The organism is Mesorhizobium sp. WSM1386 (assembly GCF_055901595.1).
Window position 1 is genome coordinate 3,330,053 of the sequence record NZ_CM148373.1, and the last position, 26,638, is coordinate 3,356,690.

The window sequence follows — 26,638 nt, forward strand, 5'->3', positions numbered from 1 at the left end:
ATCACATGCAGAAATTGACCGTTGTAACGGCAGCTCTTGCTGCCGGCGTAATGACTTTTGCCTTTGGTGCGGCCAATGCTGCGCCGTTAAGCCCACGGGCCGATCAAGGGCTCGTAGTGGCAACCGCCAAAGGCAAGGCCATTTCGGCCAAAAGCAGCAGGAGTGTGAAGACGGCGAAGAAGCAGGCTTCCGCGAAAGTGGAAAAGGCAAGCTGGACCAACGCGAAGAAATCCACCGCCAAAAAGCAGACCAAGCGCGGACGCAAGACCGTCGACATGATGACGACGGCATCGATCGGCCTCGGGAATGCAGCCGCGTCGACGGCAGCGGTGGCCAGCAGCGGCCAGTATTCCGCGATCGTCGCCCGCTATGCGGCGAGCTACGGCATCCCGGTGTCACTGGCTAATGCCGTCATCAAGATCGAGAGCAATTACCGGCCGAACATGGTCGGCGGCGCCGGCGAGATCGGCCTGATGCAGATCAAGCCGGCGACGGCGCGGATGATGGGTTACAACGGTTCGGCCAAGGGCCTCTTCGATCCCGACACCAACATCAAATACGGCATGAAGTATCTCGCCATGGCACGGGATCTCGGCGGTGGCACGACCTGCGGCACGATCCTGAAATACAATGCCGGCCATGGCGCGACACGGATGAACCCTGTCTCGGCCGCCTATTGCAGCAAGGTCAAGGTGCAGTTGGCCGCCGTTGGTGCGCCTGCCTGAGAAGAGCTGGCGTGAGAAGAGCTGGCCGCAAGCGGCTTTTTCGGTTGCGTTTTCTGGGCTGAACCCCTTTATACGCCTTGCCAGCTGGCCGGGCGGCCGCACTCGCAAACGCCGAAAGGTCGCGGGTGAGGAAAGTCCGGGCTCCATGGAGACACGGTGCCGGTTAATGGCCGGCGGGGGCGACCCCAGGGAAAGTGCCACAGAAAGCAAACCGCCACGGTTTCACCGTGGTAAGGGTGAAAGGGTGGGGTAAGAGCCCACCGCGCGACTGGCAACAGGAGCGGCACGGTAAACCCCACCGGGAGCAAGACCGAATAGGGGCGGTGCGAGGGGAAACCCTCGAGGGCTGTTTCCGGCTCACCGTCCGGGTAGGTTGCGTGAGGCGCATGGCAACATGCGCCCAAGATGAATGGCCGCCACGTTCTCGTCCCGCAAGGGGCGAGGGCCATACAAAACCCGGCTTACAGGCCGGCTGGCAGTTTTCCTTCGAAAAGAAAACGTTTGAGATCAGCAGGTTGCGCCCTCCAGCGCGCCTGCCGATTCAAGTTGGTGCGGCTTTGCCGGCTGGATCGACACCAAGCCATTGCTTGAAGCTGGTATGATTTAATCGTACCATTGGATCGACGAAAGCATCGGGAGCCTATCATGGGACATGTCGATAAACGCAGCATCACGCTGTCGCCGGAACTGGCGCAAGCGGTGGACGATGTGGTTGCCGCCGGCGAATATGCTTCGGCGAGCGAAGTGATCCGCGATGCGCTGCGGCAATGGAAGGACCGCCGCGATCTGCTCGGCTATACGGTCGAGGAACTGCGCAAGCTGGTGCAGGAAGGGATCGATAGCGGGCCTGGTCGATTTGCATCGATGGATGAAATCAAAGCCGAGGCGCGGAGACGGTTGCGATCTGACGACGCAGCATGAATCTGTTGTCCATCGTCCGGAATGCACGCGTTGAAGACGATCTGATCGCGATCTGGCTGCATATTGCCCAGGACAGCGAGGCTGCAGCCGATCGGCTCCTCGATCGCATCGAAGCGCGATGGCAGCAACTGGCCATCTTTCCCCTCTCAGGTGCGCCACGCGACGATATTGCGCCCGGCATCCGTCATCTGGTGGTCGGCGATTATCTCACCCTGTATCGCGTCGGTGGCGAAGCGATCGAAATTCTTCGCGTGCTGCACGGCCATCGCGACATCGAAGCCGACGATCTCGGTTCGTGATCGATCCTGTCAGCCTCTGATCCCGTCCAGCGACATCTCGATTGCTTTCCAGAGTTCTTCCACCGGTTCACATCCGACCGAGAGGCGTACGAAGCCAGGCGCAACCGCATCGCCTCGCTTCAAGCGCCGCTCGGCCGAGGTGTGGACGCCGCCGAAGGATGTCGCTGCCTGCATCAGGTCGCAATTGTTGATGAAATCCTCGGCCTTCTGTTCCGAGGCAAGCTCGAACGAGATGAGAAAGCCGAAGCGCTCCATCTGGGCGCGGGCAAGGTTGTGCGACGGATCGCTCTCCAGTCCGGGAAAGCGCAGGCCGCTGATCGACCGGTGGCCCTGCAGTCGCCGCGCGATCACTTCCGCGGAGGTGCACATGCGGTCGAAGCGCACATCGAGTGTCTCCAGGCCACGGTGCACCAGCCAGGCTTCGAACGGTCCGGGAATGCTGCCTGAAATTTCACGCCAGCCGGTCACGGCGGCGATGATGTCGGCGTTGCGGCTGGCGACGTGGCCGAACAGCACGTCCGAATGACCGTTCGGTGCCTTGGTGTCGGCGGCGACGACGATATCGGCGCCGTGGTCGAGCGGGCGCTGGCCGAACGGCGTCATCGTTGTGTTGTCGATCGCCAGCAGCGCACCTGCTTTGTGAACCGCCGCGGCAACGGCCGCTATGTCGCAGATATCCAGTCCCGGATTGGCCGGGGTTTCGACGAAAGCAAGCCGGTAGCCATCGAAGCCGCCATCGAGGAACGCCGAGGTCGGACGGACATCATAGCTGACGCCGAAAGGCTTCAGGAAGCGATCGGCCAGTGCCCTTGTCGTGTGATAGCCGTCCGACGGCAGCAGGATACGGTCGCCAGTCTTGAGCAGTCCGAAGAACACGGCCGAGATCGCGCCCATTCCGGAAGGGAAGGCCACGCAGGGCGCGTCTTCCAGATGCGCCAGCATATGTTCGACCGCGTCCCAGGTCGGATTGCTGAAGCGGCCATACTGATCGTAGCCGGTGGCATCGCCAGGCGCATGGTAGATCGCGGCCATGGTCAGCGGCAGCGGGATCGGGTCGCCCATGGCGAGCCCGTTTTTGCGCAGATGGGGAAGTGCTGCAGCGCGTGTGTTCGCTGATTTAGGCATCGATTCTCAAACCCTCCTGGTGACCAGCCGGACGCGAGCGAACGCTATGCCCGGCAACGCGCCCCAGCAAGCCGCCTCCGGTTGGGCCAAGCGCTCTAAACGCTTCGTTAGGCTTAATGGATCATAAAGACGAGACGTGCCGTAACGGCTGCCCTCATCGGTCGCGATGCGCGTGTTTGTGAAGCCTATTCCCGTTGACGCCCATAGTGCCCCATGATATCCCATTTCGATACTCAAGCCTTCGTTCCGCGTCAGGGTAAAGCGTACGCCAATCGGGCAGCCGCGGCGGCTGCGCGTTTGCCGGTTTTTGCCCGCGTAAACGAGGTGGGTGCGAGGCAGGGAACGCGCTGCGGCGGCGCGTGCGACACGATGAAGAGGGGTGCGGCGGCGCAAGCGGCTGTAACGCGTGATGGACCGGTTTCTTTCGAACACGGTGAGCAGGATCGATGCGAAGGGACGGGTGTCCGTTCCGGCGCATTTCCGTGCCGTCGTGCAGAAGCGCGGCTATTCGGAACTCTACGCGCTGCGTTGCCTGGATCTCCCGGCGATGGATGTCGGTGGGCTCGACCTGCTCGATCGGTACGAGCAGCGCATCGCGCTCGAGGATCCCTTCCTGCAGACGGCGGACGACATGTCCTTCTTCTGTCATGGCGATGGCGCGTTCCTGAAACTCGACCAGGATGGCCGCATCACCATGACCGATTTCATTCGCGAGCACACCGGCATCTCGGCGGAGGCGACCTTTGTCGGCCGCGGCAATTTCTTTCAGATCTGGGAGCCGGGACGGCTTGCTGCCTATGGCGCGCAGGCGCGGGCCCGGCTTTTGCAGCTTCGGCAGGGGACGAAGCCTGGGGAGCGACCGGAATGACGGCGGGCCACGGCGATGACATCAACGCCGTTGGCGGATCGGCCCGCCACATTCCGGTCCTCCTTGGCGAAGTGCTAAAGGCACTGGCGCCGGCGGAAGGCGACATCATCATTGACGGCACGTTCGGCGCCGGCGGCTACACCAAAGCCATCCTGGCGACGGGGGCTTCGGTGGTGGCCATCGACCGCGACCCGGACGCGATCGCCGCCGGACGCGATCTCGAGGCACAGTCGGGCGGCAGGCTGAGGCTGGTGCAGGCGCCGTTCTCGACGCTGGACGAGCATGCCGAAAGCGTTGATGGCGTCGTGCTCGACATTGGCGTGTCCTCGATGCAGCTCGATCAGGCCGAACGCGGGTTTTCCTTCCGCTCCGACGGGCCGCTCGACATGCGCATGGCGCAGGCGGGCCTCAGTGCCGCCGATGTCGTCAACGGCTTCAAGCCGGGCGACCTTGCACGCATCTTCGGCTTTCTCGGCGAGGAGCGTCACGCCGGGCGTATCGCCCGCATGATCGAGGCGCGCCGCGAAAAGCGGCCGTTCGAACGCACGCTGGAACTCGCCGACGCCATCGAGACACATATCGGCCGCGCGCCGAAGGACAAGATCCATCCGGCCACCCGCGTCTTCCAGGCGCTGCGCATCTTCGTCAACGACGAGCTTGGCGAGCTGGCCAAGGCCCTGTTCGCCGCCGAACGCGCGCTGAAGCCGGGCGGACGCCTCGTCGTGGTGACGTTCCATTCGCTGGAAGACCGTATCGTCAAGCGCTTCATAGCCGACCGCGCCGATGCCGCGAGCGGTTCGCGCCACTTGCCCGAGGCGCAGGCGCGTAGCGCCACCTTCCGCAAGGATAGCGGCGGCGTGACACCTGGTGACGCCGAGATCGCGGCCAATCCACGCGCCCGCTCGGCGAGGCTGCGCGCCGCGATCCGCACCGAGGCGCCGGCTCGCCCCGGCGATTTTTCGATTTTCGGCCTTCCAAAGCTTCCCGGTATCGACCGGCAGGGGGAGAGGTAAGCACGTGTTCCGTACCAGCGACATTGTCCTGATCGCCGTCATGGTTTCGGCGGCGGCTCTGACCTACAAAATCAAGCGCGAGGCCGAGGACCAACTGGCGGCGGTGCAGAAGATCCATACCCAGATACGCTACGAGGAGGAGACGATCGACCTGCTCAAGGCCGACTGGAGCCTGCTCACCCAGCCGTCGCGGCTGCAGAAGCTCGCCGAACTCTACAAGGCGCAGCTCGCCCTCGAGCCGGTCAGCGCGCGCCAGATCGTGGGCCTGGGCGACCTGCCGGCCAAGGCCCTGGACATCCAGGACATACTGAACGGCCGCCAAGGCGGCATGGCCGACAATTCCGACAAGGCGCCCCCGGGCGACAAGGACCCCGTCGTCACCGGAGGCATCGCCCAATGATCGGCAAACTGCTGAAGCGCCGGGCCAGGACGGTCGAGGACGGGTCCATCGTCGTCGAGGGCGCCCGCAAGGCGACCGGCGGCAAGGGCAAGGCGCGCATCGTGATGACGATGGCGGTGTTCTTCGGCATCTTCTCGGTCATTTCCGGGCGGCTGGTCTATCTCGGCTTCCAGACACCCGACCTGTCGGGCGGCCCGCAGAGCCGCGTCACCGCCTCGCGGCCTGACATCGTCGACCGCAATGGCGAAGTGCTGGCGACCGACATCAAGACGGCGTCATTGTTCGCCGAGCCGCGCCGCATCGTCGATGCCGACGAGGCGATCGAAAAACTGTCGACCGTTCTGCCCGAGATCGATTACGAGCAGACCTACCAGAAGCTCAAGAGCGGCGCTGGCTTCGTCTGGCTGCAGCGCCAGCTGACGCCCAAGCAGCAGGCCGACATCATGCAGCTCGGCATTCCCGGCTTCGGCTTCCGCACCGAAAAGCGCCGTTTCTACCCGAGCGGCGAGACCTCGTCCTACATTGTCGGCCTGACCAACATCGACAACCAGGGCATCTCCGGCATGGAGAAGTACATCGACGAGCAGGGCCTGAGCGACCTGCAGGCGTCGGGCCTGGCGGTGGCCAAGGATCTCAAGCCGGTGAAGCTTTCGATCGATCTGCGCATCCAGCATGTGGTGCGCGACGAGATCGCCGCCGGCCTGGAGCGCTATCGCGCCATGGGCGCCGGAGCCGTCGTGCTCAACGTCAAGACTGGCGAAGTGGTGGCCATGGCTTCGGTGCCGGATTTCGATCCGAATAATCCCTACAATGCACAGGAAAAGGACCGGCTGAACCGGATGTCGGCGGGGCTCTATGAGATGGGCTCGACCTTCAAGAGCTTCACCTCGGCCATGGCGCTCGATTCCGGCAAGGCGACGATGGCAAGCCGCTTCGACGCTTCGCATCCAATCCGGGTCGGCCATCAGGCCATCCACGATTTCCACGGCAAGAACCGTGTGCTGTCGTTGCCGGAGGTGTTCCTCTATTCGTCCAACATCGGGTCGGCCCGAGAGGCCGAACTGGTCGGCATCGCCGGGCACCGGGAATTCCTGCATCGCCTTGGCATCCTGGACAAGATGCAGACCGAACTGCCGGAAGTCGCCCGCCCGACGGAACCGAAGGTCTGGAAACAGGTCAATTCGTTCACCATCGCCTTCGGCCATGGCGTGTCGACGACGCCGCTGCAGGCGGCTGTCGGCTGCGCGGCGCTGATGAATGGCGGCTACTTGATGGAGCCGACGTTCCTGGTCCGCAGCGAGCAGGAAGCGATGGCGACGGCCAAGAAAGTGGTCAACGACAAAACCGTCGAAGGCATGCGCTACCTCTATACGCTCAACGCCGAGAAGGGCTCGGCCAGAAACGCCAGGGTCCCCGGCTACCGCGTCGGCGGCAAGACCGGAACGGCCGAGAAGGTGATCAACGGCCGCTATTCTAAGGATTTGAATTTCAACACCTTCGTCGCCGCCTTCCCGATGGACGATCCGCAATATCTCGTGTTTACGATTGCCGATGCCCCGCACCCCGAAAAGCCCGGGATGACCGACGTCGCGGCGGCGAATGCCGGGGTTATAGCCGGTAATATCATCAGGCGTTCAGCGGCCATGCTTGGCGTGAAGCCAGATTTCAGCCATGAAAATGGTGCAACGCTGGTGTCCTATCAGTGATTCTTGGGGCGCGCCGGTAACTGCGCGCTATTTTGTTGCGGTGAACGGAACTCGATGAAGCTCAGAGATCTAGACGGTATCCTGCCAGTCGAAGGAACAGCTTCCGCCGATCTGGAGGTTACCGGCATCTCGTCGGATTCCCGGCAGGTTAAACCCGGCGTCATCTTCTTCGCGCTTGCGGGAAGCAAAGCCGACGGCTCGGCCTATGCCGCCGATGCCGCCAAGCGCGGTGCCGTGGCGATCGTGACAGCCAAGGGCACCGCCATTGGCGCGCATCCGGTGCCAGTGCTGGCGGTGGACGATCCGCGCCTGGCGCTGGCGCTCGGTGCCGCCCGCTTTTTCGGCAAGCAGCCACAAACCATGGTTGCGGTGACCGGTACCAGCGGCAAGACATCGGTCGCCGCCTTCACCAGGCAGATCTGGGAGCAGGCCGGCTACGCCGCCGCCTCGATCGGCACCACTGGTGTGGTGGCGCCGGGCCGCAACGAATATGGTTCGCTGACGACGCCCGATCCGGTCGCCTTGCACCAGTTGCTCAAGGAATTGGCCGACGCCGGCGTTACCCACGCCTCGATGGAGGCTTCCAGCCACGGGCTCGACCAGCGTCGCCTCGACGGCGTCAAGCTCGCGGCCGGCGGCTTCACCAATCTTGGCCGCGACCACATGGATTACCATCCAACGGTCGAGGATTATCACCGCGCCAAACTGCGCCTGTTCGACACGCTGCTGCCGAAGGGCGCGCCGGCGGTCATCTCTGCCGACGATCCGTGGTCGGCGCCGACGATCCAGGCGGCGCGGGCCGCCGGGCTCGAGGTGCTGACCGTTGGGCGCCATGGCGATTTCCTCCGGCTGAAGCGGGTCGAGCATGAGCGTCATCGCCAGCGCGCCGAGGTCGAGGCCGACGGTGTGCTTTACGAGATCGACCTGCCGCTGGCCGGCGATTTCCAGATTTCGAACGCGCTGGTTTCCGCGGGGCTCGCCATTTCCACGGGAACACCCACTGCCAAGGCTTTGATGTCGTTGGAGAAATTGAAGGGCGCGCCGGGCCGGCTCGATCTCGTCGGGACCACCGCCAATGGTGCGCCCGTTTATGTCGACTATGCCCACAAGCCCGATGCGCTGGAAAACGTGCTGGCCTCGGTGCGGCCGTTCACCACAGGCCGCGTCATGGTCGTGTTCGGCTGCGGCGGCGACCGCGACCGGGGAAAAAGGCCGATCATGGGCGAAATCGCGACCCGGCTTGCCGATGTCGTCATCGTCACCGACGACAATCCGCGTTCGGAAGTGCCCGAGACCATCCGCGCCGCCATCATGGCCGCGGCACCTGGCGCCATCGAGATCGGCGACCGGCGCAAGGCGATCCACGATGCAGTCGCCATGCTTCATGCCGGCGACACACTGATCGTGGCCGGCAAGGGCCACGAGGAAGGCCAGACGATCGGCTCCGAGACGCTGCATTTCTCCGATCATGAGGAAGTTCGCGCCGCGCTGCGGGAGCGTGCCGCATGAACCTCTTGTGGACTTCCGAAGCGCTGGTTGCCGCCATGGACGGGCGGCCGCTCGGTCCGATGCCGGAAGGCATATCGGGCATTTCGATCGACAGCCGCAGCCTGCAGCCCGGCGATGCCTTTTTCGCCATCAAGGGCGAGGCGATGGACGGGCACGACTTCGCCACCGCTGCGATCAAGGCCGGCGCCGGCGTATTGGTGGTGGCGGAAGGCAAGCTGCCGTCGCTCGGCCGGCTGACGGCGCCGATTGTCGTCGTCGAGGACGTGCTGGTCGCATTGGAAAAACTCGGTGTCGCGGCACGAGCCCGCTCGCAGGCCAAGATCATCGCGGTGACCGGTTCGGCCGGCAAGACCACCACCAAGGAAGCGCTGCGCCACGTGCTGTCGGCGATGGGCAAGGTGCATGCCTCGGCGCAGTCCTTCAACAACCATTGGGGCGTGCCGCTGACCTTGGCGCGCATGCCCGTGGATTGCGATTACGCCGTGTTCGAGATCGGCATGAACCATCCCGACGAAATCCGGCCGCTGGTCAAAATGGTGCGGCCGCATGTCGCCATCGTCACCATGATCGCGGCGGCGCACCTCGGCTTCTTCCGCAACCTCGACGAGATCGCCAAGGCCAAGGCCGAGATTTTCGAGGGCATCGAACCCGATGGTGCGGCCATCCTCAACCGCGACGATGCGCGCTTCAAGCTTCTGGACAAGATGGCGCATGCTGCTGGTGTCGAGCATGTCTACGGCTTCGGCGAGAATGCGCGCTCGACCTTCAAGCTCACCAAATGCGAACTCCACGCCGACCATTCCGACATCGCCGCCAGGATCGGCGGTCATGATATGATCGCCCGTATCGGCGCGCCCGGCCGTCATATGGTGCAGAACGTGCTGGCCGTGCTGGGCGCGGCGCATCTGGTCGGCGCCGAGCTCGACAAAGTGGTGCTGGCGCTGGCCGATCTCTCCGCCGAGCGCGGGCGCGGCAAGCGCCACGTGCTTCGGCACCCTGGCGGCCCGATCACGCTGATCGACGAGAGCTACAATGCCAACCCGGCATCGATGGCCGCCGCGATGGCATTGCTCAACACGACGCCGGTGACGGGCGAGGGTCGTCGCATCGCCGTGCTCGGCGACATGCTGGAGCTCGGTGATCATTCGGCCAAGCTGCATGCCGCACTTGCCGACCTCATCGTCGGTACCGCCACGCAAACAGTCTTTCTCGGTGGCCCGGAAATGAAAGCGCTGGCGGAAGCGCTTCCGGCCGAGATCCAGACGGAATACCGCGCCGGCGTCGCCGAGTTGAAGCCGGTGCTGCTTGCCGCGCTGAAGCCGGGTGACGTGGTGATGATCAAATCGTCGAAGGGCATCGGTTTCGCAAAACTGGTCGATGCGCTGCTGGGCAAATTCCCGGCGGAATCCACAACCAGCAAACAGACCTAGACCAGGTCGGGGGACGAAAGCGCATGTTCACACTGCTCGTCGATTTTGCGGACAAGATCTCGGTCTTCAATGTCTTCCGCTACATCACCTTCCGCACCGGCGGGGCGCTGATCACATCGGCGCTGATCGTCTTCATCTTCGGACCGACGATCATCAATTCGCTCAGGCTGCGCCAGGGCAAGGGCCAGCCGATCCGTGCCGACGGGCCGCAGACGCATTTCAAGAAGGCCGGCACGCCGACCATGGGCGGCCTGATGATCCTGTCCGGCATCATCGGTTCGTCTCTGCTGTGGGCGAACTTGTCGAGCATCTATGTCTGGGTGGTGCTATTGGTGACGCTCGGCTTCGGCTCGATCGGCTTCTACGACGACTATCTGAAGGTGACCAAGCAGTCGCATCTCGGCTTTTCCGGCAAGGCAAGGCTGGCGCTTGAATTCGTCATCGCGGGCATCGCCGCCTGGGTAATCATGCACAATGGCCAGGCGCCGTTCTCGTCGTCGCTGACGTTTCCTTTCGCCAAGGAATTCATCATCAACCTCGGCTGGTTCTTCATTCCGTTCTCCTGCTTCGTCATCGTCGGCGCCGGCAATGCGGTGAACCTGACCGACGGCCTCGACGGACTTGCGATCGTGCCGATCATGATCGCGGCGGCGTCCTTCGGCGTCATCGCCTATCTCTCCGGCAACGCGGTGTTCGCCGAATATCTGCAGATCCATTTCGTGCCGGGCACCGGCGAACTGGCGGTCGTGCTGGGCGCCGTCATCGGCGCCGGCCTCGGCTTCCTCTGGTTCAACGCGCCGCCGGCGGCGATCTTCATGGGCGACACCGGCTCGCTGGCTATGGGTGGCCTGATCGGCACCGTCGCGGTCGCCACCAAGCACGAGATCGTGCTGGTCATCGTCGGCGGGTTGTTTGTCGTGGAAATCCTGTCTGTCATAATCCAGGTCGGCTACTTCAAGATGACCGGCAAGCGGGTGTTCCTGATGGCGCCGATCCACCATCACTTCGAAAAGCTCGGCTGGACCGAAAGCCAGGTGGTGATCCGTTTCTGGATCATCGCCGTCATCCTGGCGCTGGTCGGCCTCTCCACCCTCAAGCTCAGGTAGGAGGCCCCTTGATCCCCGCCGCATCCTTCGCAGGCAAGCGCGTTTCGCTCTTCGGGCTCGGTGGCTCGGGGATAGCGACGGCGCGCGCGCTGATCGAGGGCGGTGCTGAGGTGCTGGCCTGGGACGACAATCCCGACAGCGTCGCCAAGGCGGCCGCCGCCGGCATTGAAACCGCCGATTTGCGCGGCGCCGACTGGGCGAAATTCTCGGCCTTCGTGCTGTCGCCGGGCGTGCCGCTGACACATCCCAAGCCGCATTGGACGGTGGAGCTGGCGCGCGGCGCCGGCGTCGAGGTGATTGGCGACATCGAACTGTTCTGTCGGGAACGGACGCTCAGTGCGCCGACAGCTCCCTTCATCGGGATAACCGGCACCAACGGCAAGTCGACGACGACCGCCCTGACGGCGCATATCCTCAAATCGGCGGGCCGCGACACGCAGATGGGCGGCAATATTGGCCGCGCCGTGATGACGCTCGATCCGCCGAAGCCCGATCGCCACTATGTCGTGGAATGCTCGTCCTACCAGATCGACCTCGCACCCTCGATCAACCCGACGGCCGGCATCCTGCTCAACCTGACGCCCGACCATCTCGACCGCCACGGCACCATGCAGCACTACGCCTCGATCAAGGAACGGCTGGTGGCGGGTAGCGAGACGGCGATCATCGGCATCGACGATTCCTGGTGCGCGCAGATCGCCGAACGGCTGGAGCGGGCCGGGCGGCAGGTCATCCGCATCTCCAAGCGGCTGCCTTTGACCGACGGCTATTTCGCCGACGGCAGCAATTTGATGGAAGCCGTGCACGGCCGCTACAGCCGGGTCGCCTTCCTCGAAGGCATCGGTTCGCTGCGCGGCCAGCACAATGCGCAGAACGCGCTTGCCGCGGTCGCCGCGTGCCTGAGGGTTGGGATGGAGCTTGGTGAGATCCAGTCGGGGCTGGAAAGCTTCCCAGGCCTCGCGCATCGCATGGAGCAGGTCGGCCGCAAGGACCATGTGCTGTTCATCAACGATTCCAAGGCGACCAATGCCGATGCGGCGGCGCCCGCCCTGTCGAGCTTCAGCCGCATCTACTGGATCGCCGGCGGCCTGCCCAAGGAAGGCGGCATCGAGCCGCTGCGCGGCTTCTTCCCGCGTATCGCCAAGGCCTACCTGATCGGCGAGGCGGCGCCCGCCTTCTCGGCGACGCTGGGCGAGGCGGTGTCCTACGAGATATCGGGCACGCTGGCCGCCGCGGTCGAACACGCCGCGCATGATGCGGCCAGGGACGACGGCGGCGAGGCTGTGGTGCTGTTGTCGCCGGCCTGCGCCAGTTTCGACCAGTTCAAGAATTTCGAAGTCCGCGGCGAAGCCTTCAGGCAAGCTGCGAATGCTATCGAGGGCGTGAAACCCATCGGAGGGGCACGATAATGCAGAGCCGTCTCGACAAAAGCCCGGTTGCAACCTGGTGGTGGACGATCGATCGCTGGTTCCTGGCGGCATTCCTGTCGCTGATGGGGCTCGGCATCGTCTTGTCGTTCGCCGCCAGCCCGGCGGTGGCCGAACGCATCGGTCTCGACAGCTTCCACTTCGCCACCAGGCAGATCATCTTCACCGTGCCGGCGCTCGGCGTGATGCTGGCCGTCTCCTTCCTCGATTCCCGGCAGATCCGGCGCATGGCACTGATCATGCTATGCTTGATGCTGGTGCTGATGGTGGCGGTGCTCTACATCGGCATCGAGGTGAAGGGCGCGCGGCGCTGGGTGTCGATTGCCGGCCTGTCGATCCAGCCGTCGGAATTCCTCAAGCCGGCCTTCGTCATCATGTGCGCCTGGCTGTTCGCCGAACACAAGCGTCAGCCCGACATTCCCGGCAATCTGTTCGCCATGCTGCTCCTGGTGCTGGTCGTGTCGCTGCTGGTGGCGCAGCCGGATCTCGGCCAGACCATGCTGACGACAGGCACCTGGGGCATCATGTTCTTCATGGCGGGGTTGCCATGGCTGTGGATCATCGTGCTGGGCGCGGCCGGCGTCGGCGGCGTCTTCGCCGCCTACACGGTGTTCCCGCACGTTGCCTTGCGCATCGACAAGTTCCTCACCGGCGAAGGCGATACGTTCCAGGTCGACATGGGACGCGACGCCCTGATCAATGGCGGCTGGTTCGGCGTCGGGCCGGGCGAGGGCACCGTCAAGCGGGTCATTCCGGACAGCCATGCCGACTTCGTTTTTTCGGTCGCGGGCGAGGAATTCGGCCTGATCATGTGCTTCTTCATCATGTCGATCTTCGCCTTCATCGTGCTGCGCGGTCTAAACACGGCGCTCAAGGAACATGACGATTTCACCCGCTATGCGGTCGGCGGTCTCGTCACCGTGTTCGGCCTGCAGGCGGTCATCAACATGTGCGTCAACCTGCAGCTGGTGCCAGCCAAGGGCATGACATTGCCCTTCATCTCCTATGGCGGCTCCTCGCAGATCGCCATCGCCATCTCGATGGGCATGGTGCTGGCGCTGACGCGCAAGCGGCCGGAAAAGCGCAAGCAAATGGGCTTTACGCTGCCGCAGCGCGCGATGCCGGCGGAGTGACATGGCGAGAGGCGTCATCCTTCTTGCGGCGGGCGGAACCGGCGGACACCTGTTTCCGGCCGAGGCGCTGGCGCATGAGCTGAACGAGCGCGGCTGGTCGGTGCATCTGGCGACCGACGACCGCGCCGAGCGGTTTGCCGGCCATTTCCCGGCCGCCGCCATCCATCCCATCCAGTCGGCGACCATGGGCTCGAAGAACCCCATTGCCATGCTCGGCGCCTTCTGGAAAATCTGGCGCGGCGTGCGCCAGGCGTCCGCTGTCATCGCCAGGATCAAGCCGGATGCGGTCGTCGGCTTCGGCGGCTATCCGACCTTGCCGCCGCTCTATGCGGCGACCCGGCGCAAGGTGCCGACGCTGATCCATGAACAGAACGCTGTGATGGGGCGCGCCAACCGGGCGCTGGCCGGCCGCGTGGACGCGATCGCCGGCGGCTTCCTGCCGCAGGATACGAGTGCCGCGGGCGCCAAGACGGTGACGACAGGCAATCCGGTCCGGCCGGCCGTGCTGGAAGCGGCCAGGACGCCTTATGCGGCATCGGCCGGCGAACAGCCATTCCGCCTCCTGGTGTTCGGCGGCAGCCAGGGTGCGCAGTTCTTTTCCGACGCCGTGCCGGGGGCCGTCGCGCTGCTTTCGGATGCGCAGCGCAAGCGGCTTGTGATCACGCAGCAAGCGCGCGCGGATGATGTGGCGCGGGTGAAGGCCGCCTATGCCGCTCTTGGCGTCGCTGTCGAGGTCTCACCCTTCTTCACCGATATGGCGGCGCGCATCGCGACCGCGCATCTGGTGATCTCGCGCTCCGGCGCATCGACCGTTTCGGAGATCGCCGTCATCGGCCGGCCGGCGCTGCTGGTACCTTATCCCTACGCGCTCGACCATGACCAGGCGGCGAACGCGGCGGCCCTTGCCGCTGCCGGAGGCGGCGAGGTGCACCCGCAATCCTCGCTGTCGCCCGAGCGCATCGCGGCGCTCATTGGTGGGCTGATGGACAACCCCGAGCGGCTGGCGGCGATGGCTGCGGGCGCGAAATCGGCCGGCAGACCGGACGCGGCACGGTTGCTCGCCGATCTCACAGAGGCTATTGCGTCCGAAAAAACCGTCTCGGATTTCAGGAAGGGGACGCACGCATGAAGATGCCGCAGACCATCGGCCTTGTGCATTTCATCGGTATTGGCGGCATCGGCATGAGCGGCATCGCCGAAGTGCTGCACAATCTCGGCTACAAGGTGCAAGGGTCCGACCAGGCCGACAGCGCCAATGTGCAACGGCTGCGCGACAAGGGCATCGAATGCTTCGTCGGCCACAAGGCCGAGAATCTCGGCGAGGCCGAGGTGGTGGTCGTTTCGACAGCGATCAAGAAATCCAATCCGGAGCTGAAGGCCGCGCGCGAAAAGCTGCTGCCCATCGTGCGCCGCGCCGAGATGCTGGCCGAACTGATGCGCTTCCGCCAGGCGGTGGCGATCGGCGGCACGCATGGCAAGACGACGACGACCTCGATGGTCGCGACGCTGCTGGAAGCCGGCGGGCTCGACCCGACCGTCATCAATGGCGGCATCATCAACGCCTATGGCACCAATGCCCGCATGGGTGATGGTGAGTGGATGGTGGTCGAGGCCGACGAGAGCGACGGCACCTTCCTGAAACTGCCGGCCGAGATCGCGGTGGTCACCAACATCGATCCCGAGCATCTCGATCACTATGGCAGCTTCGACAAGGTGCGCGAGGCGTTCCGCCAGTTCGTCGAGAACGTGCCGTTCTACGGTTTTGGCGTGATGTGTACCGATCACCCTGAAGTACAGGCGCTGGTCAGCAGGATCGAGGACCGCCGCGTCATCACCTATGGCGAGAACGCGCAGGCCGACGTGCGCTTCACCAACCACCGCATGGCCGGCGCCATTTCGGAATTCGACGTGGTGATCCGCAACCGCAAGACGGGCGGCCAGACAGCGATATCGGACCTGCGGCTGCCGATGCCCGGCCGTCACAACGTCTCCAACGCCACCGCCGCGATCGCGGTCGCGCACGAACTTGGCCTGTCGGCCGAGGCGATCAAGAAGGGCCTGTCGTCCTTCGCCGGCGTCAAGCGGCGCTTCACCCATACCGGCTCGTGGAACGGCGTCGACGTGTTCGACGATTATGGCCACCATCCCGTCGAAATCGCTGCGGTGCTGAAGGCGGCGCGTAGCGCCACCAAGGGCCGCGTCATCGCCATTGCCCAGCCGCACCGCTTCACCCGGCTGCATGATCTGTTCAACGAGTTCTCCGCCTGCTTCAACGACGCCGACACGGTGATGGTCGCCCCGGTTTACGCTGCCGGCGAAGAGCCGATCGACGGTGTCACGTCAGACGAGCTGGTGTCTCGCATCCGTGCCGGCGGCCATCGCGATGCCCGCTACATAGAGGGGCCGACGGCGATCGCGCCGGTTATCCGCGATCTGGCGAAACCTGGCGATTTCGTCGTCTTCCTCGGCGCCGGCAACATCACCCAATGGGCCTACGCGCTGCCCAAGGAGCTCGGCGGGACTGTTTCATGATGCACGGCCAGGCCTTGATCGACAGACTTGGCAACCGGCTTGCCGGCCTGCGCGGCCGCATCACGCCGAATGCCGAGATGGACAAGATCACCTGGTTCCGCGCCGGCGGCCTTGCCGAGGCGCTGTTCCAGCCGGCCGACGAGGAGGACCTGGCCGCGTTCCTCAAGGCGGTTCCCGAAGAGGTGCCGCTGACGATCGTCGGCGTCGGCTCGAACCTGCTGGTCCGCGACGGCGGCATTCCCGGCTTTGTCATCCGGCTTTCAGCCAAGGGCTTTGGCGAGGCCGAAGTCATTTCGCCGATCAGGATCAAGGCCGGCGCGGCCACGCCCGACAAGCGGGTAGCCGCGGCGGCGCTCGAGGCAGGCATTGGCGGCTTCCATTTCTACCACGGCATCCCAGGCGCCATTGGCGGGGCGCTGAGGATGAATGCCGGTGCCAATGGTGTCGAGACACGCGAGCGCGTCGTCGAGGTGCGGGCGCTCGACCGCAAGGGCAATCTCCTGACGTTGAGCAATGCCGAGATGGGCTATGCCTATCGCCATTCCGGAGCCCCGTCCGGGCTGATCTTCACTTCGGCGGTGTTCGAAGGCTTTGCCGAGGAGAAGGCGGTGATCAAGGCGGCGATGGATGCAGTCCAGAACCACCGCGAGACCGTGCAGCCGATCCGCGAAAAGACCGGCGGCTCCACCTTCAAGAATCCGGAAGGCACGTCGGCCTGGAAGGAGATCGACAAGGCAGGCTGCCGCGGCCTGATGATCGGCGGTGCACAGATGTCGCCGATGCACTGCAACTTCATGATCAACACTGGCACTGCGACCGGTTACGATCTCGAATATCTCGGCGAGACCGTGCGTGCCCGCGTGCTCGAACATTCGGGCATCCGCCTGCACTGGGAGATCAAGCGCATCGGCAATTTCCGCTCCGGGCATGCCGTGCAGGAGTTTCTCGGTCAACTCCTGTAGCCGCCGTTGAAGTTCATGTGATGCATGAACTTCAACGTGTTCCCCAAACGCGCAAAACCGTTGCTCCCAGGACTCACCGACGCGGTTTTCGCAGCGATTTTCTCAGAAAGTGAATCTCTCGGAATCATAAGCACTTGCCAGTGAATCAACTCTCTGATTCTCTGCTCGAAAGCGTTTCCTGATTTGAGTCGTTCGACGCGTTACCCGCGTTTTCCGTCTGGGGGGCAACCTGCCGGGAGACTCGGACTCAATGTTGCGGAAATCCTGGTTTTGGTCCGCCACGAGAGGGGATGACGGGGAATGAAGAGCAAGCATGTGGCCGTACTGCTGGGAGGTTTCTCGTCCGAGCGGCCCGTGTCCCTGTCTTCGGGAAAGGCTTGCGCCGATGAACTCGAGAAGGAAGGCTACCAGGTCACGCGTGTCGATGTCGGGCGCGATGTCGGCTCGGTGCTCGCCGAACTCAAGCCCGATGTCGCTTTCAATGCGCTGCATGGTCCGTTCGGCGAGGATGGCACAATCCAGGGCATCCTCGAATATCTCGCCATTCCCTACACCCATTCGGGCGTGCTCGCCTCGGCGTTGGCCATGAACAAGGAGCAGGCCAAGCGAGTTGCCAAATCGGTCGGCATGCCTGTAGCCGAATCGAAGGTCACCAGCCGCTTCGCCATCCAGGACAAGCATCCGATGAAGCCGCCCTATGTGGTCAAGCCGGTCAGCGAGGGCTCGAGCTTCGGTGTCGTCATCGTGAGCGAGGGCCAGTCGCATCCGCCGCAGGTCATCGGTTCGTCCGAGTGGAAATATGGCGATACGGTCATGGTCGAGCGCTACATCCACGGCCGGGAACTGACCTGCGCGGTGATGGGCGATGTCGCGCTCGGGGTCTGCGAGATCATCCCGACCGGCCATTCCTTCTACGACTATGATTCAAAATATGTCGCTGGCGGATCAAAGCACGAATGCCCCGCAAAAGTTTCACCGAATATTTACCAAAAAATACAAACACTGGCGCTCAAGGCTCACCAAGTGATCGGCTGTCGGGGCGTTTCCCGGTCGGACTTCCGTTATGACGATCGTCACTCCGAAAATGGCGAGGTTGTATGGCTCGAGGTCAATACCCAACCGGGCATGACACCGACGTCCTTGGTGCCTGAAATCGCCGCCCATGCCGGGCACTCGTTTGGCGATCTGTTGAGTTGGATGGTGGAGGACGCTTCGTGTCTGCGTTGAAATGGGGACAGAGCAAGGGGAAGGGCGCGGCCGGGCCGTCGCTGCTTGGCCTGTCGCTTTCGTTCGACCATTTCGTCCTGCCGCGCATGCTTCGCCGCCCGGTGCGCATCCTGGCGCGCCTGGGTGACGGCGAGTTCCAGGCGCCGCGTTTCTCAGCCGCGATGATGTCCGCCGTGCTGCTCGCTTCGAGCGGCGCCTATGGCGCCTATCTTGGCGGCCATGCCGACGGCATCATCCAGAGCATTACCGCCCGAACCGGCTTCGCCGTCGATCAGGTCAAGGTGGTCGGCAACCGACAGACCTCGGAGATCGATATTCTCGACAGGCTCGAACTGGATGGCTGGACGTCGCTGATCGGCTTCGACGCGGAGGCCGCGCGCGAGCGCATCTCGGGTCTGCCGTGGATCGAGGTCGCAGCGGTGCGCAAGGTCTATCCCCACACATTGGAAGTGCGCGTTGGGGAGCGCGAGGCGTTCGCGCTCTGGCAGCAGGGCGATGCTCTTTCGGTCATCGAGAAGGATGGCGCCGTCATCGCGCCGTTCTCGGGCGGCAAGCAGGTGCTGCTGCCGTTGCTGATCGGGACCGGTGCGCCGGCCAAGGCGCCGGACTTCCTGGCCAAGATCGAAAAGTATCCGGATCTTGCTTCCCGCGTGAAAGGCTACATCCGTGTCGGTGAGCGGCGCTGGGACCTGAAGCTGGACAACGGCATTACCGTCAAGCTGCCCGAGGATGACGAGGACCAGGCGCTCGCCGAGCTCGTCAAGATGGACCATGACAAGGGGCTGTTGTCGCGCGACATCGCCGCCGTCGACATGCGCCTGACCGACCGGCTGGTCGTGCAGCTGACGCCCGAGGCGGTGACGCAGCGCGAGGCCGCACTCAACGAGAAGCCGAAAACCCTCAAGCGTAAGCCGGAGACGAAGATATGAGCTGGCTTGGCGGTCATGGCGATGCCTCGTCGCGCCGTTCCGGCACCCTGACGGTGCTGGATGTCGGCTCGAACAAGGTCTGCTGCATGGTGGCGAAGCTGAAGCCGTGCGATGACGGCAAGCTGCTGCGCGGCCGCTCGCACCGGATCCAGGTGATCGGTATCGGCCATCAGAAATCGCAAGGCGTGAAGTCTGGCGTGGTCGTCGATCTCGACCGGGCCGAGCATGCTATCCGGCTGTCCGTCGACGCTGCCGAGCGCATGGCGGGGCTGACGGTCGATTCGCTTATCGTCAACATGACCGCCGGCCGGCTGAAGAGCGAAGCTTTCGCCGCGACCATCAATCTTGGCGGCCACGAGGCCGACGAAGCCGACATCAAGCGCGTGCTCGGCGCCGGCGCCAAACAGGCGCTCAAGGCCGAGCGCGAGGTGATCCATTCGCTGCCCGTCGGCTTCTCGCTGGACGCCGAGCGCGGCGTGCGCGACCCGCGCGGTATGGTCGGCGATGCGCTTGGCGTCGACATGCATGTGCTGACCGGTGACGCCGCCCCGATGCGCAATCTGGAACTCTCCATCAACCGCTCGCATTTGTCGGTCGAGCGAATGGTGGCGACACCCTATGCCAGCGGGCTGGCGGCACTTGTCGACGACGAGCTGGAGCTTGGCGCTGCCTGCATCGACATGGGCGGCGGCACGACGACGATCTCGGTATTTTCGGAAGGCAAGTTCGTTCACGGCGACGCCATCGCCATCGGCGGCAACCATGTCACGCTCGACATGGCCAAGGGGCTCTCGACCTCGCTCGATGCCGCCGAACGGCTGAAGGTGATGCATGGCTCGGCGCTGCCGGGCAGTGCCGACGACCGCGACCTGGTCTCGATCCAGCCGATCGGGGACGATGGCGACGTGCCGCTGCAGATACCGCGTTCGGTGATGACTCGCATCGTGCGCGCCCGCATCGACGAAACGCTCGAACTGCTGCGCGACCGGCTGAACAAGTCCGGCTACGGCAATGCGGTGGGCAAGCGCGTCGTCTTGACCGGCGGCGCCAGCCAGCTTGCCGGCCTGCCGGAAGCGGCGCGCCGCATCCTGGGGCGCAATGTGCGCATCGGCCGCCCGCTCGGCGTGGCGGGCCTGCCCGAGGCGGCGAAGGGGCCAGCCTTTTCGGCCGCCGTCGGGCTTTTGATCTATCCGCAGATGGCGAGCTTCGAGAGCCATCCGGCGAAAGGAATTTCCGGTCTCAGGATGACCGGGACGGGCGGAAAACTGCATCGCATGAGTCAGTGGTTGAGAGACAGTTTCTAATTGACGGGGACAGCCCCATAGGCGGCCGCGGCGGCGAAGCGGCGTGAAAGGCAAAGGACGGAGACAATGACCATCAATCTGCAGAAGCCGGACATCACCGAGCTTAAGCCCCGCATCACCGTGTTCGGCGTCGGCGGCGGCGGCGGCAATGCCGTCAACAACATGATCACCGCCGGTCTGCGCGGTGTCGAGTTCGTAGTCGCCAACACCGACGCCCAGGCGCTGACCATGTCGAAGGCCGATCGGCTGATCCAGCTTGGCGCGCATGTCACCGAGGGTCTCGGCGCCGGCTCGCAGCCTGAAGTCGGCCGTGCGGCGGCCGAAGAGTGCATCGACGAGATCATCGATCACCTGTCCAACACCCATATGTGCTTCGTCACCGCGGGCATGGGCGGCGGCACGGGTACCGGTGCTGCTCCGGTCGTGGCGCGGGCCGCCCGCGAAAGGGGCATCCTCACCGTCGGCGTCGTCACCAAGCCGTTCCATTTCGAAGGCCAGCGCCGCATGAAGACGGCCGACCTCGGCATCGAGGAACTGCAGAAATGCGTCGACACCCTGATCGTCATCCCCAACCAGAACCTGTTCCGGCTGGCCAATGACAAGACCACCTTCGCCGACGCCTTCGCCATGGCCGACCAGGTGCTCTATTCCGGCGTTGCCTGCATCACCGACCTGATGGTCAAGGAAGGCCTGATCAACCTCGACTTCGCCGACGTGCGTTCGGTGATGCGCGAGATGGGCAAGGCCATGATGGGCACCGGCGAAGCTTCGGGCGAGGGTCGCGCAATGGCCGCCGCCGAGGCAGCGATCGCCAACCCGCTGCTCGACGAGACGTCGATGAGGGGCGCCAAGGGCCTGCTGATCTCGATCACCGGCGGTCGCGACCTCACCCTGTTCGAGGTCGACGAAGCGGCGACCCGTATCCGCGAGGAAGTCGACCAGGACGCCAACATCATCCTGGGCGCCACCTTCGACGAAGAACTCGAAGGCGTCATCCGCGTCTCGGTGGTCGCAACCGGCATCGACAAGTCGGCGGCTGAAATCGCCGCCGCGCCGATCGCGATCCGCACCGCACCGCAGAAGCCGGCCGCCCGTCCGGCCGTGGCAGCGGTGGAAAGCCGCCCGGCGCCGGTGCAGCAGACCGCCTACGAGCCGCGCGCAGCGGACCCGGTCGCCGAAGCCATCCAGCTCGCCGAGGCAAACGCCGCGGCCATGGCGCAGGCTCGTCCGGCACCTGTCGCCCATGCGGACGATTTCCGTCCGCAGAGCAAGATCTTCCAGGCGCCGCCGGCACAGCCGCAGCCGATGGCACAGCCGGTGGTCCAGCAGATGATGCAGCCGGCTCCGCAGCCGCGCGAAATGCTGCGTGAGGTGCAACAGCCGGTGGCGATGGCGCCGCAGCGCATGCCGCGCGTCGAGGACTTTCCGCCGGTCGTGAAGGCCGAGGTGGACGCCAAGAGCCGCCCGGCCGACCATGAGAACAACAGCGGGCCGATGGGCCTGTTGAAGCGCCTGACCAACGGCCTGACCCGCCGCGAGGAGGAGCCCGCACGGCTGCAGCCGGCGCAACCGCGCGAGCCCAAGCTGCGCCAGGCGGCACCGGAAGTGCGCCGTCTCGCCAGCCAGGACGCCCAGCTCTACGCGCCGCGCCGCGGCCAGCTGGACGACCAGGGCCGCCTGACGCCGCAGACGCGGGCGACTCAGGACGACGATCAGTTGGAGATTCCGGCGTTCCTGCGCCGCCAGGCCAACTGAGCGGTTAACGGACTGTAACAATTGTTAACAGGCAAGCAAGAAATTGCTTGCCTGTTAACGTTTAAACCGTCGCAAAAACAAGGGCTTACGACGCCGTTTGAATTCCTATTCGCGGTTACAAAGAGTAAGAAACCGTGATTTGGAGTCTCCCTGCCGGGACACTATCTTCGCTGCCTACCACAGTCGGTCTGCCGGGATTTCGGGGGAAGTCGCCCTGCCAGCCGATTCAACAAGAGCCGCGCCCTCGGGCTGGAGAAGCGGACCTAGGCATTACGGGCTTATGGGGATTGTCTTGCACGACTACCAGACGACAGTGAAGGCGCGCGCGTCGCTTACGGGCACCGGCGTTCACAGCGGCAAAGAAGTTTCCGTCAGTTTCGTGCCCGCGGATGCCGATACCGGCATCGTGTTCCAGCTTGTCAGCGAGGAGGGGCAGGGCCGTGAGTTCCGCGCCCTGTTTTCCGAGATCGGCGCCACCGACCTGTGCACCATGCTTGGCGATCCGGCAGGCGAGCATATCGCCACCGTCGAGCACATCATGGCCGCTTTGTTAGGCCTCGGCATCGACAATGTCCTCATCGAGATCGACGGTCACGAGGTTCCCATCCTCGACGGCAGCGCCATGGCGTTCGTGGAAGCCATCGACCAGGCGGGCATCGAGACCTTGCCGGTCAAGCGGCGCTACATCAGGGTCGTCAAGCCGGTCCGCATCGAAAACGGTGCTTCCTGGGCCGAGTTCAGGCCCTATGACGGCACCCGTTTCGAGGTCGAGATCGACTTCGAAAGCCCGGCGATCGGACGCCAACTCTTCGCTTCCGACATCAATGCGGACATTTTTCGCCGCGACATCGCGCGGGCTCGCACCTTCGGCTTCATGAAGGATGTCGAGCGGCTGTGGGCCGCCGGCTATGCGCTGGGATCCTCGCTTGAGAATTCGCTGGTGATCGGTGACGACAACCGCGTCATCAACATAGGGGGCTTGCGCTTCCCCAACGAATTCGTGCGCCACAAGACGCTCGACGCCATGGGCGACCTGGCGCTGGCCGGCGCCCGCTTCATCGGCTGTTTCCGCTCCTATCGCGGCGGCCACAGGTTGAACGCCGCGGCGCTGCGGCGGCTGCTGTCGGACCGCACGGCTTTCGAAATCGTCGAGACGACGCGCCGCGAGCGCGGCCGCGCCGCCGAGATGAGCGCCGTCAATGCGCCGCTCTACGCACCCTGGATGATCTGAATTCCTCGACGTTTCGGGACGGTGAGTGTTGCATGAATGCACCACCCGCCGGCGAAATCGCAGCGATAATCCGACTCGGACCAGCCGCCACAAAAATGCGCGATTGGCTGGACATAGCGTTGCCGGGCAAGGCGGTTATGGTCTATGGCTGCTGCCGTCGATTAGTGCATGTCGCTCAAAAGTGGGGACCAGTTTTGGGACAACAGCATGCAAGAGGCATTAAAATAACGCCGAAAGGGCGCAATCCAATCATGTTTTTCAAGCGAGTCGGTCAATCGAAAGCGCCGCAGCGGTCTGTTTTCCTGGCGCTTTCGGTGGTTGTTCCATCGCTCTTTCTGTCGGCCTGCATGTCGTCCGAGAAAGACATCGACCTGTCGACCTATGTCGACCAGACGGAGCCGGCCGACGTTCTCTACAACCAGGGTCTCGCCAATCTGAATGCCGGTCGCCTGGACGAGGCGAGCAAGAAGTTCGACGCTGTCGACCGCCAGCATCCCTATTCGGAATGGGCCCGCAAATCGATGGTGATGGGCGCCTTCGCCGACTATCGCAAAGGCAGCTACGACGAAGCGATCTCGTCGGCCAAGCGCTATCTGGCGCTTTATCCGTCCACCGAGGACGCGCCCTATGCGCAGTACATCATTGGTCTCAGCTACTACCGCCAGATCAAGGACGTGACGCAGGATCAGAAGGAAGCACGCCAGACCTTGCAGACGATGCAGGATCTGGTCACGCGCTGGCCGACTTCGGAATATGTCGACGACGCCAAGGAGAAGATCCGCTTCGCCAACGACCAGCTCGCCGGCAAGGAAATGCAGATCGGCCGCTATTATCTGGAGCGCCGCGAATACATCGCTGCCGTCAAGCGCTTCCGCACCGTGGTGGAGAACTATTCCAATACGCGCCATGTCGAGGAAGCACTCGCCCGTCTCACCGAAAGCTATTACGCGATGGGGTTGACCTCGGAGGCCCAGACGGCCGCCGCTGTGCTCGGCACCAACTATCCCGACAGCCCATGGTACAAGGATTCCTACAAGCTGCTGCAGAGCAACGGGCTTGCACCGCGCGAGAATGCCGGATCGTGGATATCGAAGGCCGGAAAACTGATCACCGGCGCCTGACCGCCAGGCCTCGAACCGAAGCGCGCGTTTTTGGATTGATCCGACGCTGAAACAAAAAGATAGTGCGGCGCTGCGACTCCACTGGTCGCATGCCGCTCCATGGCGGTTCGGTGGTTTGATTGAAGCGCTGAGCCGTCCTAACTTTTTGTTCTACGCAATTCCCGTGGGAAAACCGCTACGCACTTTTCCTGGAATTGCTTGAGGTCCGGGTTCTGATGCTTGCCAGACTATCGATCCGCGATATCGTCCTGATCGAGAAGCTGGATATCGACTTCCAGCCCGGTCTGTCCGTGCTGACCGGCGAAACCGGTGCCGGCAAATCCATCCTGCTCGATGCTTTGTCGCTGGCGCTCGGCGCGCGCGGCGATGCCTCGCTGGTGCGCCATGGCGCGGCGCAAGGCCAGGTCATCGCCGTGTTCGATGTGCCGCGCAACCATCCGGTGCGCGCGCTGCTTGCCGAAAATGCCATCGAGGATGATGGGGACATCATCCTGCGCCGCGTGCAGACGGCGGACGGCCGCACCCGGGTGTTCGTCAACGACCAGCCATCCAGCGTGACCTTGATGCGCGATGTCGGCCACGCACTGGTCGAGATCCACGGCCAGCACGATGAACGGGCCCTGGTCGATCCCGGTGCCCATCGCGACGTGCTCGACGCTTTCGGTGGCCATCTCGGCGCCGTTCGTTCGACCGGCGAGGCATGGCGGGACTGGCGCGCCTGCGAGCAGGAGCTTACGCGCCACCGAGCCAAGGTGGCGGCGGCGGCGCGCGAGGCCGACTATCTGCGCGCGGCGGTCACTGAGCTGACCAGGCTCGATCCGCAGCCCGGCGAGGAAACGGAACTTGCCGAATTGCGCGCCCACATGATGCGCGCCGAGAAGATCGCGTCCGAAATCCATGACGCGCAGGACGTGTTGTCCGGCCCGTCCTCGCCGTTGCCACAACTGGCCAGCCTGCTGAGACGCCTGCAACGCAAGGCAACGGAGGCGCCCGGCCTGCTCGAGGACGTGGTCAAGTCGCTGGACGAGGCGATGCTGTCGCTCGACGCGGCGCAGTCGGGCGTCGAGGCCGCATTGCGGGCCACCGAATATGATCCGCAACGGCTGGAAAAAGCGGAGGAGCGGCTATTTTCGCTGCGTGCCGCGTCACGCAAGCACAGCGTTGCCGTCGATGACCTGGCGCAGTTGCGTGACACGATGGTTGCCGATCTTGCCGATCTCGATGCCGGCGAGGAACGCCTGCATGGACTGGAAAAGCAGGCCGCTGCCGCGTGCGAGGCCTATGACATCGCCGCCGCACAGCTCTCCTCGCTGCGCCACGCGGCGGCGATCGGCCTGACCAAGGCCGTCATGGCCGAACTGCCGGCGCTGAAGCTCGAGCGCGCCGCCTTCATCGTCGAGATGAAGAGCGAGGCCGAGACCCGCATGGAAGAGGGCATCGACCAGATCGAGTTCTGGGTGCGCACCAACCCCGGCACGCGGCCCGGCCCGATGATGAAGGTGGCGTCCGGTGGCGAGCTGTCGCGCTTCCTGCTGGCGCTGAAGGTGGCGCTGGCCGACCGTGGCTCGGCGCCGACGCTGGTTTTCGACGAAATCGACACCGGCGTGGGCGGCGCCGTGGCGGACGCCATCGGTCAAAGGCTGGCGCGGCTGTCGAAGCGCGTGCAGGTGCTCTCGGTCACCCATGCGCCGCAGGTGGCGGCGCGCGCGGCGACGCATTTCCTGATCTCCAAATCGGGCGGCACCGATCGCGTGGCGACCGGCATTGCCGAGATGGATCGGACGGCGCGGCAGGAAGAGATCGCCCGCATGCTGGCCGGCGCCACGATCACCGATGAGGCACGCGCCGCCGCCGAGCGGTTGTTGCGCGAAAACACAAACGCGGCATAGGAATATCCGGTGTGATGGATCGAGTC

General features: G+C 64.2%; 23 protein-coding genes and 1 other RNA gene. 23 read left to right on the forward strand and 1 reads right to left on the reverse strand.

Annotated features, from left to right (window positions below):
• Positions 1-5: 5 nt before the first annotated feature.
• The 4 genes from AC0NIH_RS16365 (at position 6) to AC0NIH_RS16380 (ending at position 1,945) form a co-directional block, all read left to right on the forward strand.
• Entirely contained in the window at positions 6-725 is a 720-nt protein-coding gene (locus AC0NIH_RS16365) for a lytic transglycosylase domain-containing protein (protein ID WP_287272226.1), read from the forward strand.
• Positions 726-805: 80 nt separating this feature from the next.
• An RNA gene (gene rnpB / locus AC0NIH_RS16370) (RNase P RNA component class A) lies at positions 806-1,205 on the forward strand.
• A 165-nt stretch (positions 1,206-1,370) separates the two neighbouring features.
• Complete coding sequence (locus AC0NIH_RS16375; protein WP_023778033.1) at positions 1,371-1,646, forward strand: type II toxin-antitoxin system ParD family antitoxin; 276 nt, start codon at positions 1,371-1,373, stop codon at positions 1,644-1,646.
• Positions 1,643-1,945: a type II toxin-antitoxin system RelE/ParE family toxin gene (locus tag AC0NIH_RS16380; RefSeq protein ID WP_023765138.1), complete on the forward strand. Its 303-nt coding sequence runs from the start codon at positions 1,643-1,645 to the stop codon at positions 1,943-1,945. The genes AC0NIH_RS16375 and AC0NIH_RS16380 overlap by 4 nt, the downstream gene beginning before the upstream one ends.
• Positions 1,946-1,954: 9 nt before the next feature.
• On the opposite strand, the gene AC0NIH_RS16385 is transcribed toward AC0NIH_RS16380, so the two are convergent.
• Entirely contained in the window at positions 1,955-3,070 is a 1,116-nt protein-coding gene (locus AC0NIH_RS16385; protein WP_473462114.1) for a cystathionine gamma-lyase, read from the reverse strand.
• Between the two features lie 409 nt (positions 3,071-3,479).
• Here AC0NIH_RS16385 and mraZ point away from each other — a divergent pair, with 409 nt between their 5' ends.
• The 19 genes from mraZ to recN all read left to right on the forward strand — a co-directional run bounded on the left by mraZ (position 3,480) and on the right by recN (position 26,612).
• Positions 3,480-3,938 carry a division/cell wall cluster transcriptional repressor MraZ gene (gene mraZ / locus AC0NIH_RS16390; protein ID WP_352708987.1) on the forward strand — a complete coding sequence of 153 codons (459 nt, stop codon included), beginning with the start codon at positions 3,480-3,482 and terminating at the stop codon, positions 3,936-3,938.
• The gene (gene rsmH, locus AC0NIH_RS16395; RefSeq protein WP_473462110.1) at positions 3,935-4,951 is read left to right on the forward strand and encodes a 16S rRNA (cytosine(1402)-N(4))-methyltransferase RsmH; all 1,017 of its coding nucleotides are present in this window, start codon (positions 3,935-3,937) and stop codon (positions 4,949-4,951) included. Before mraZ ends, rsmH begins: the two co-directional genes overlap by 4 nt.
• A 4-nt stretch (positions 4,952-4,955) precedes the next feature.
• Positions 4,956-5,351 carry a cell division protein FtsL gene (ftsL, locus tag AC0NIH_RS16400; protein WP_287272235.1) on the forward strand — a complete coding sequence of 132 codons (396 nt, stop codon included), beginning with the start codon at positions 4,956-4,958 and terminating at the stop codon, positions 5,349-5,351.
• Complete coding sequence (locus AC0NIH_RS16405) at positions 5,348-7,057, forward strand: peptidoglycan D,D-transpeptidase FtsI family protein (protein ID WP_473462108.1); 1,710 nt, start codon at positions 5,348-5,350, stop codon at positions 7,055-7,057. The genes ftsL and AC0NIH_RS16405 overlap by 4 nt, the downstream gene beginning before the upstream one ends.
• A gap of 54 nt (positions 7,058-7,111) precedes the next feature.
• A complete protein-coding gene (locus tag AC0NIH_RS16410; RefSeq protein ID WP_473462104.1) occupies positions 7,112-8,566 on the forward strand; it encodes a UDP-N-acetylmuramoyl-L-alanyl-D-glutamate--2,6-diaminopimelate ligase in 1,455 nt (484 codons plus the stop codon).
• Positions 8,563-9,996: a UDP-N-acetylmuramoylalanyl-D-glutamyl-2,6-diaminopimelate--D-alanyl-D-alanine ligase gene (locus AC0NIH_RS16415; protein ID WP_352708896.1), complete on the forward strand. Its 1,434-nt coding sequence runs from the start codon at positions 8,563-8,565 to the stop codon at positions 9,994-9,996. The genes AC0NIH_RS16410 and AC0NIH_RS16415 overlap by 4 nt, the downstream gene beginning before the upstream one ends.
• A 23-nt stretch (positions 9,997-10,019) precedes the next feature.
• A complete protein-coding gene (mraY, locus tag AC0NIH_RS16420; protein ID WP_023765130.1) occupies positions 10,020-11,102 on the forward strand; it encodes a phospho-N-acetylmuramoyl-pentapeptide-transferase in 1,083 nt (360 codons plus the stop codon).
• 8 nt (positions 11,103-11,110) lie between these two features.
• Positions 11,111-12,511 (forward strand): UDP-N-acetylmuramoyl-L-alanine--D-glutamate ligase, encoded by a 1,401-nt coding sequence (gene murD / locus AC0NIH_RS16425; protein WP_473462100.1) that lies wholly within the window; start codon positions 11,111-11,113, stop codon positions 12,509-12,511.
• On the forward strand, positions 12,511-13,662 hold the full coding sequence (gene ftsW / locus AC0NIH_RS16430) for a putative lipid II flippase FtsW (protein ID WP_013894669.1): 1,152 nt from the start codon (positions 12,511-12,513) through the stop codon (positions 13,660-13,662). The genes murD and ftsW overlap by 1 nt, the downstream gene beginning before the upstream one ends.
• A 1-nt stretch (position 13,663) precedes the next feature.
• Positions 13,664-14,791, forward strand: a complete 1,128-nt coding sequence (murG, locus tag AC0NIH_RS16435) for an undecaprenyldiphospho-muramoylpentapeptide beta-N-acetylglucosaminyltransferase (RefSeq protein WP_023778040.1) — start codon at positions 13,664-13,666, stop codon at positions 14,789-14,791.
• On the forward strand, positions 14,788-16,194 hold the full coding sequence (murC, locus tag AC0NIH_RS16440; RefSeq protein WP_224686131.1) for a UDP-N-acetylmuramate--L-alanine ligase: 1,407 nt from the start codon (positions 14,788-14,790) through the stop codon (positions 16,192-16,194). Before murG ends, murC begins: the two co-directional genes overlap by 4 nt.
• Entirely contained in the window at positions 16,191-17,156 is a 966-nt protein-coding gene (gene murB / locus AC0NIH_RS16445) for a UDP-N-acetylmuramate dehydrogenase (RefSeq protein ID WP_473462097.1), read from the forward strand. The genes murC and murB overlap by 4 nt, the downstream gene beginning before the upstream one ends.
• A 300-nt stretch (positions 17,157-17,456) precedes the next feature.
• A complete protein-coding gene (locus AC0NIH_RS16450; protein WP_224731009.1) occupies positions 17,457-18,383 on the forward strand; it encodes a D-alanine--D-alanine ligase in 927 nt (308 codons plus the stop codon).
• Positions 18,371-19,312, forward strand: coding sequence for a cell division protein FtsQ/DivIB (locus AC0NIH_RS16455; RefSeq protein WP_473462094.1), 942 nt, complete (start codon positions 18,371-18,373; stop codon positions 19,310-19,312). Before AC0NIH_RS16450 ends, AC0NIH_RS16455 begins: the two co-directional genes overlap by 13 nt.
• Complete coding sequence (gene ftsA, locus AC0NIH_RS16460; RefSeq protein ID WP_013894675.1) at positions 19,309-20,616, forward strand: cell division protein FtsA; 1,308 nt, start codon at positions 19,309-19,311, stop codon at positions 20,614-20,616. Before AC0NIH_RS16455 ends, ftsA begins: the two co-directional genes overlap by 4 nt.
• A 66-nt stretch (positions 20,617-20,682) precedes the next feature.
• Positions 20,683-22,371, forward strand: coding sequence for a cell division protein FtsZ (ftsZ, locus tag AC0NIH_RS16465; protein ID WP_023765122.1), 1,689 nt, complete (start codon positions 20,683-20,685; stop codon positions 22,369-22,371).
• Between the two features lie 280 nt (positions 22,372-22,651).
• Positions 22,652-23,602 (forward strand): UDP-3-O-acyl-N-acetylglucosamine deacetylase, encoded by a 951-nt coding sequence (gene lpxC / locus AC0NIH_RS16470; RefSeq protein WP_473462090.1) that lies wholly within the window; start codon positions 22,652-22,654, stop codon positions 23,600-23,602.
• 251 nt (positions 23,603-23,853) lie between these two features.
• Entirely contained in the window at positions 23,854-24,723 is an 870-nt protein-coding gene (locus AC0NIH_RS16475) for an outer membrane protein assembly factor BamD (RefSeq protein ID WP_224686126.1), read from the forward strand.
• A 215-nt stretch (positions 24,724-24,938) separates the two neighbouring features.
• Positions 24,939-26,612, forward strand: coding sequence for a DNA repair protein RecN (recN, locus tag AC0NIH_RS16480; protein WP_473462087.1), 1,674 nt, complete (start codon positions 24,939-24,941; stop codon positions 26,610-26,612).
• Positions 26,613-26,638 lie beyond the last annotated feature (26 nt).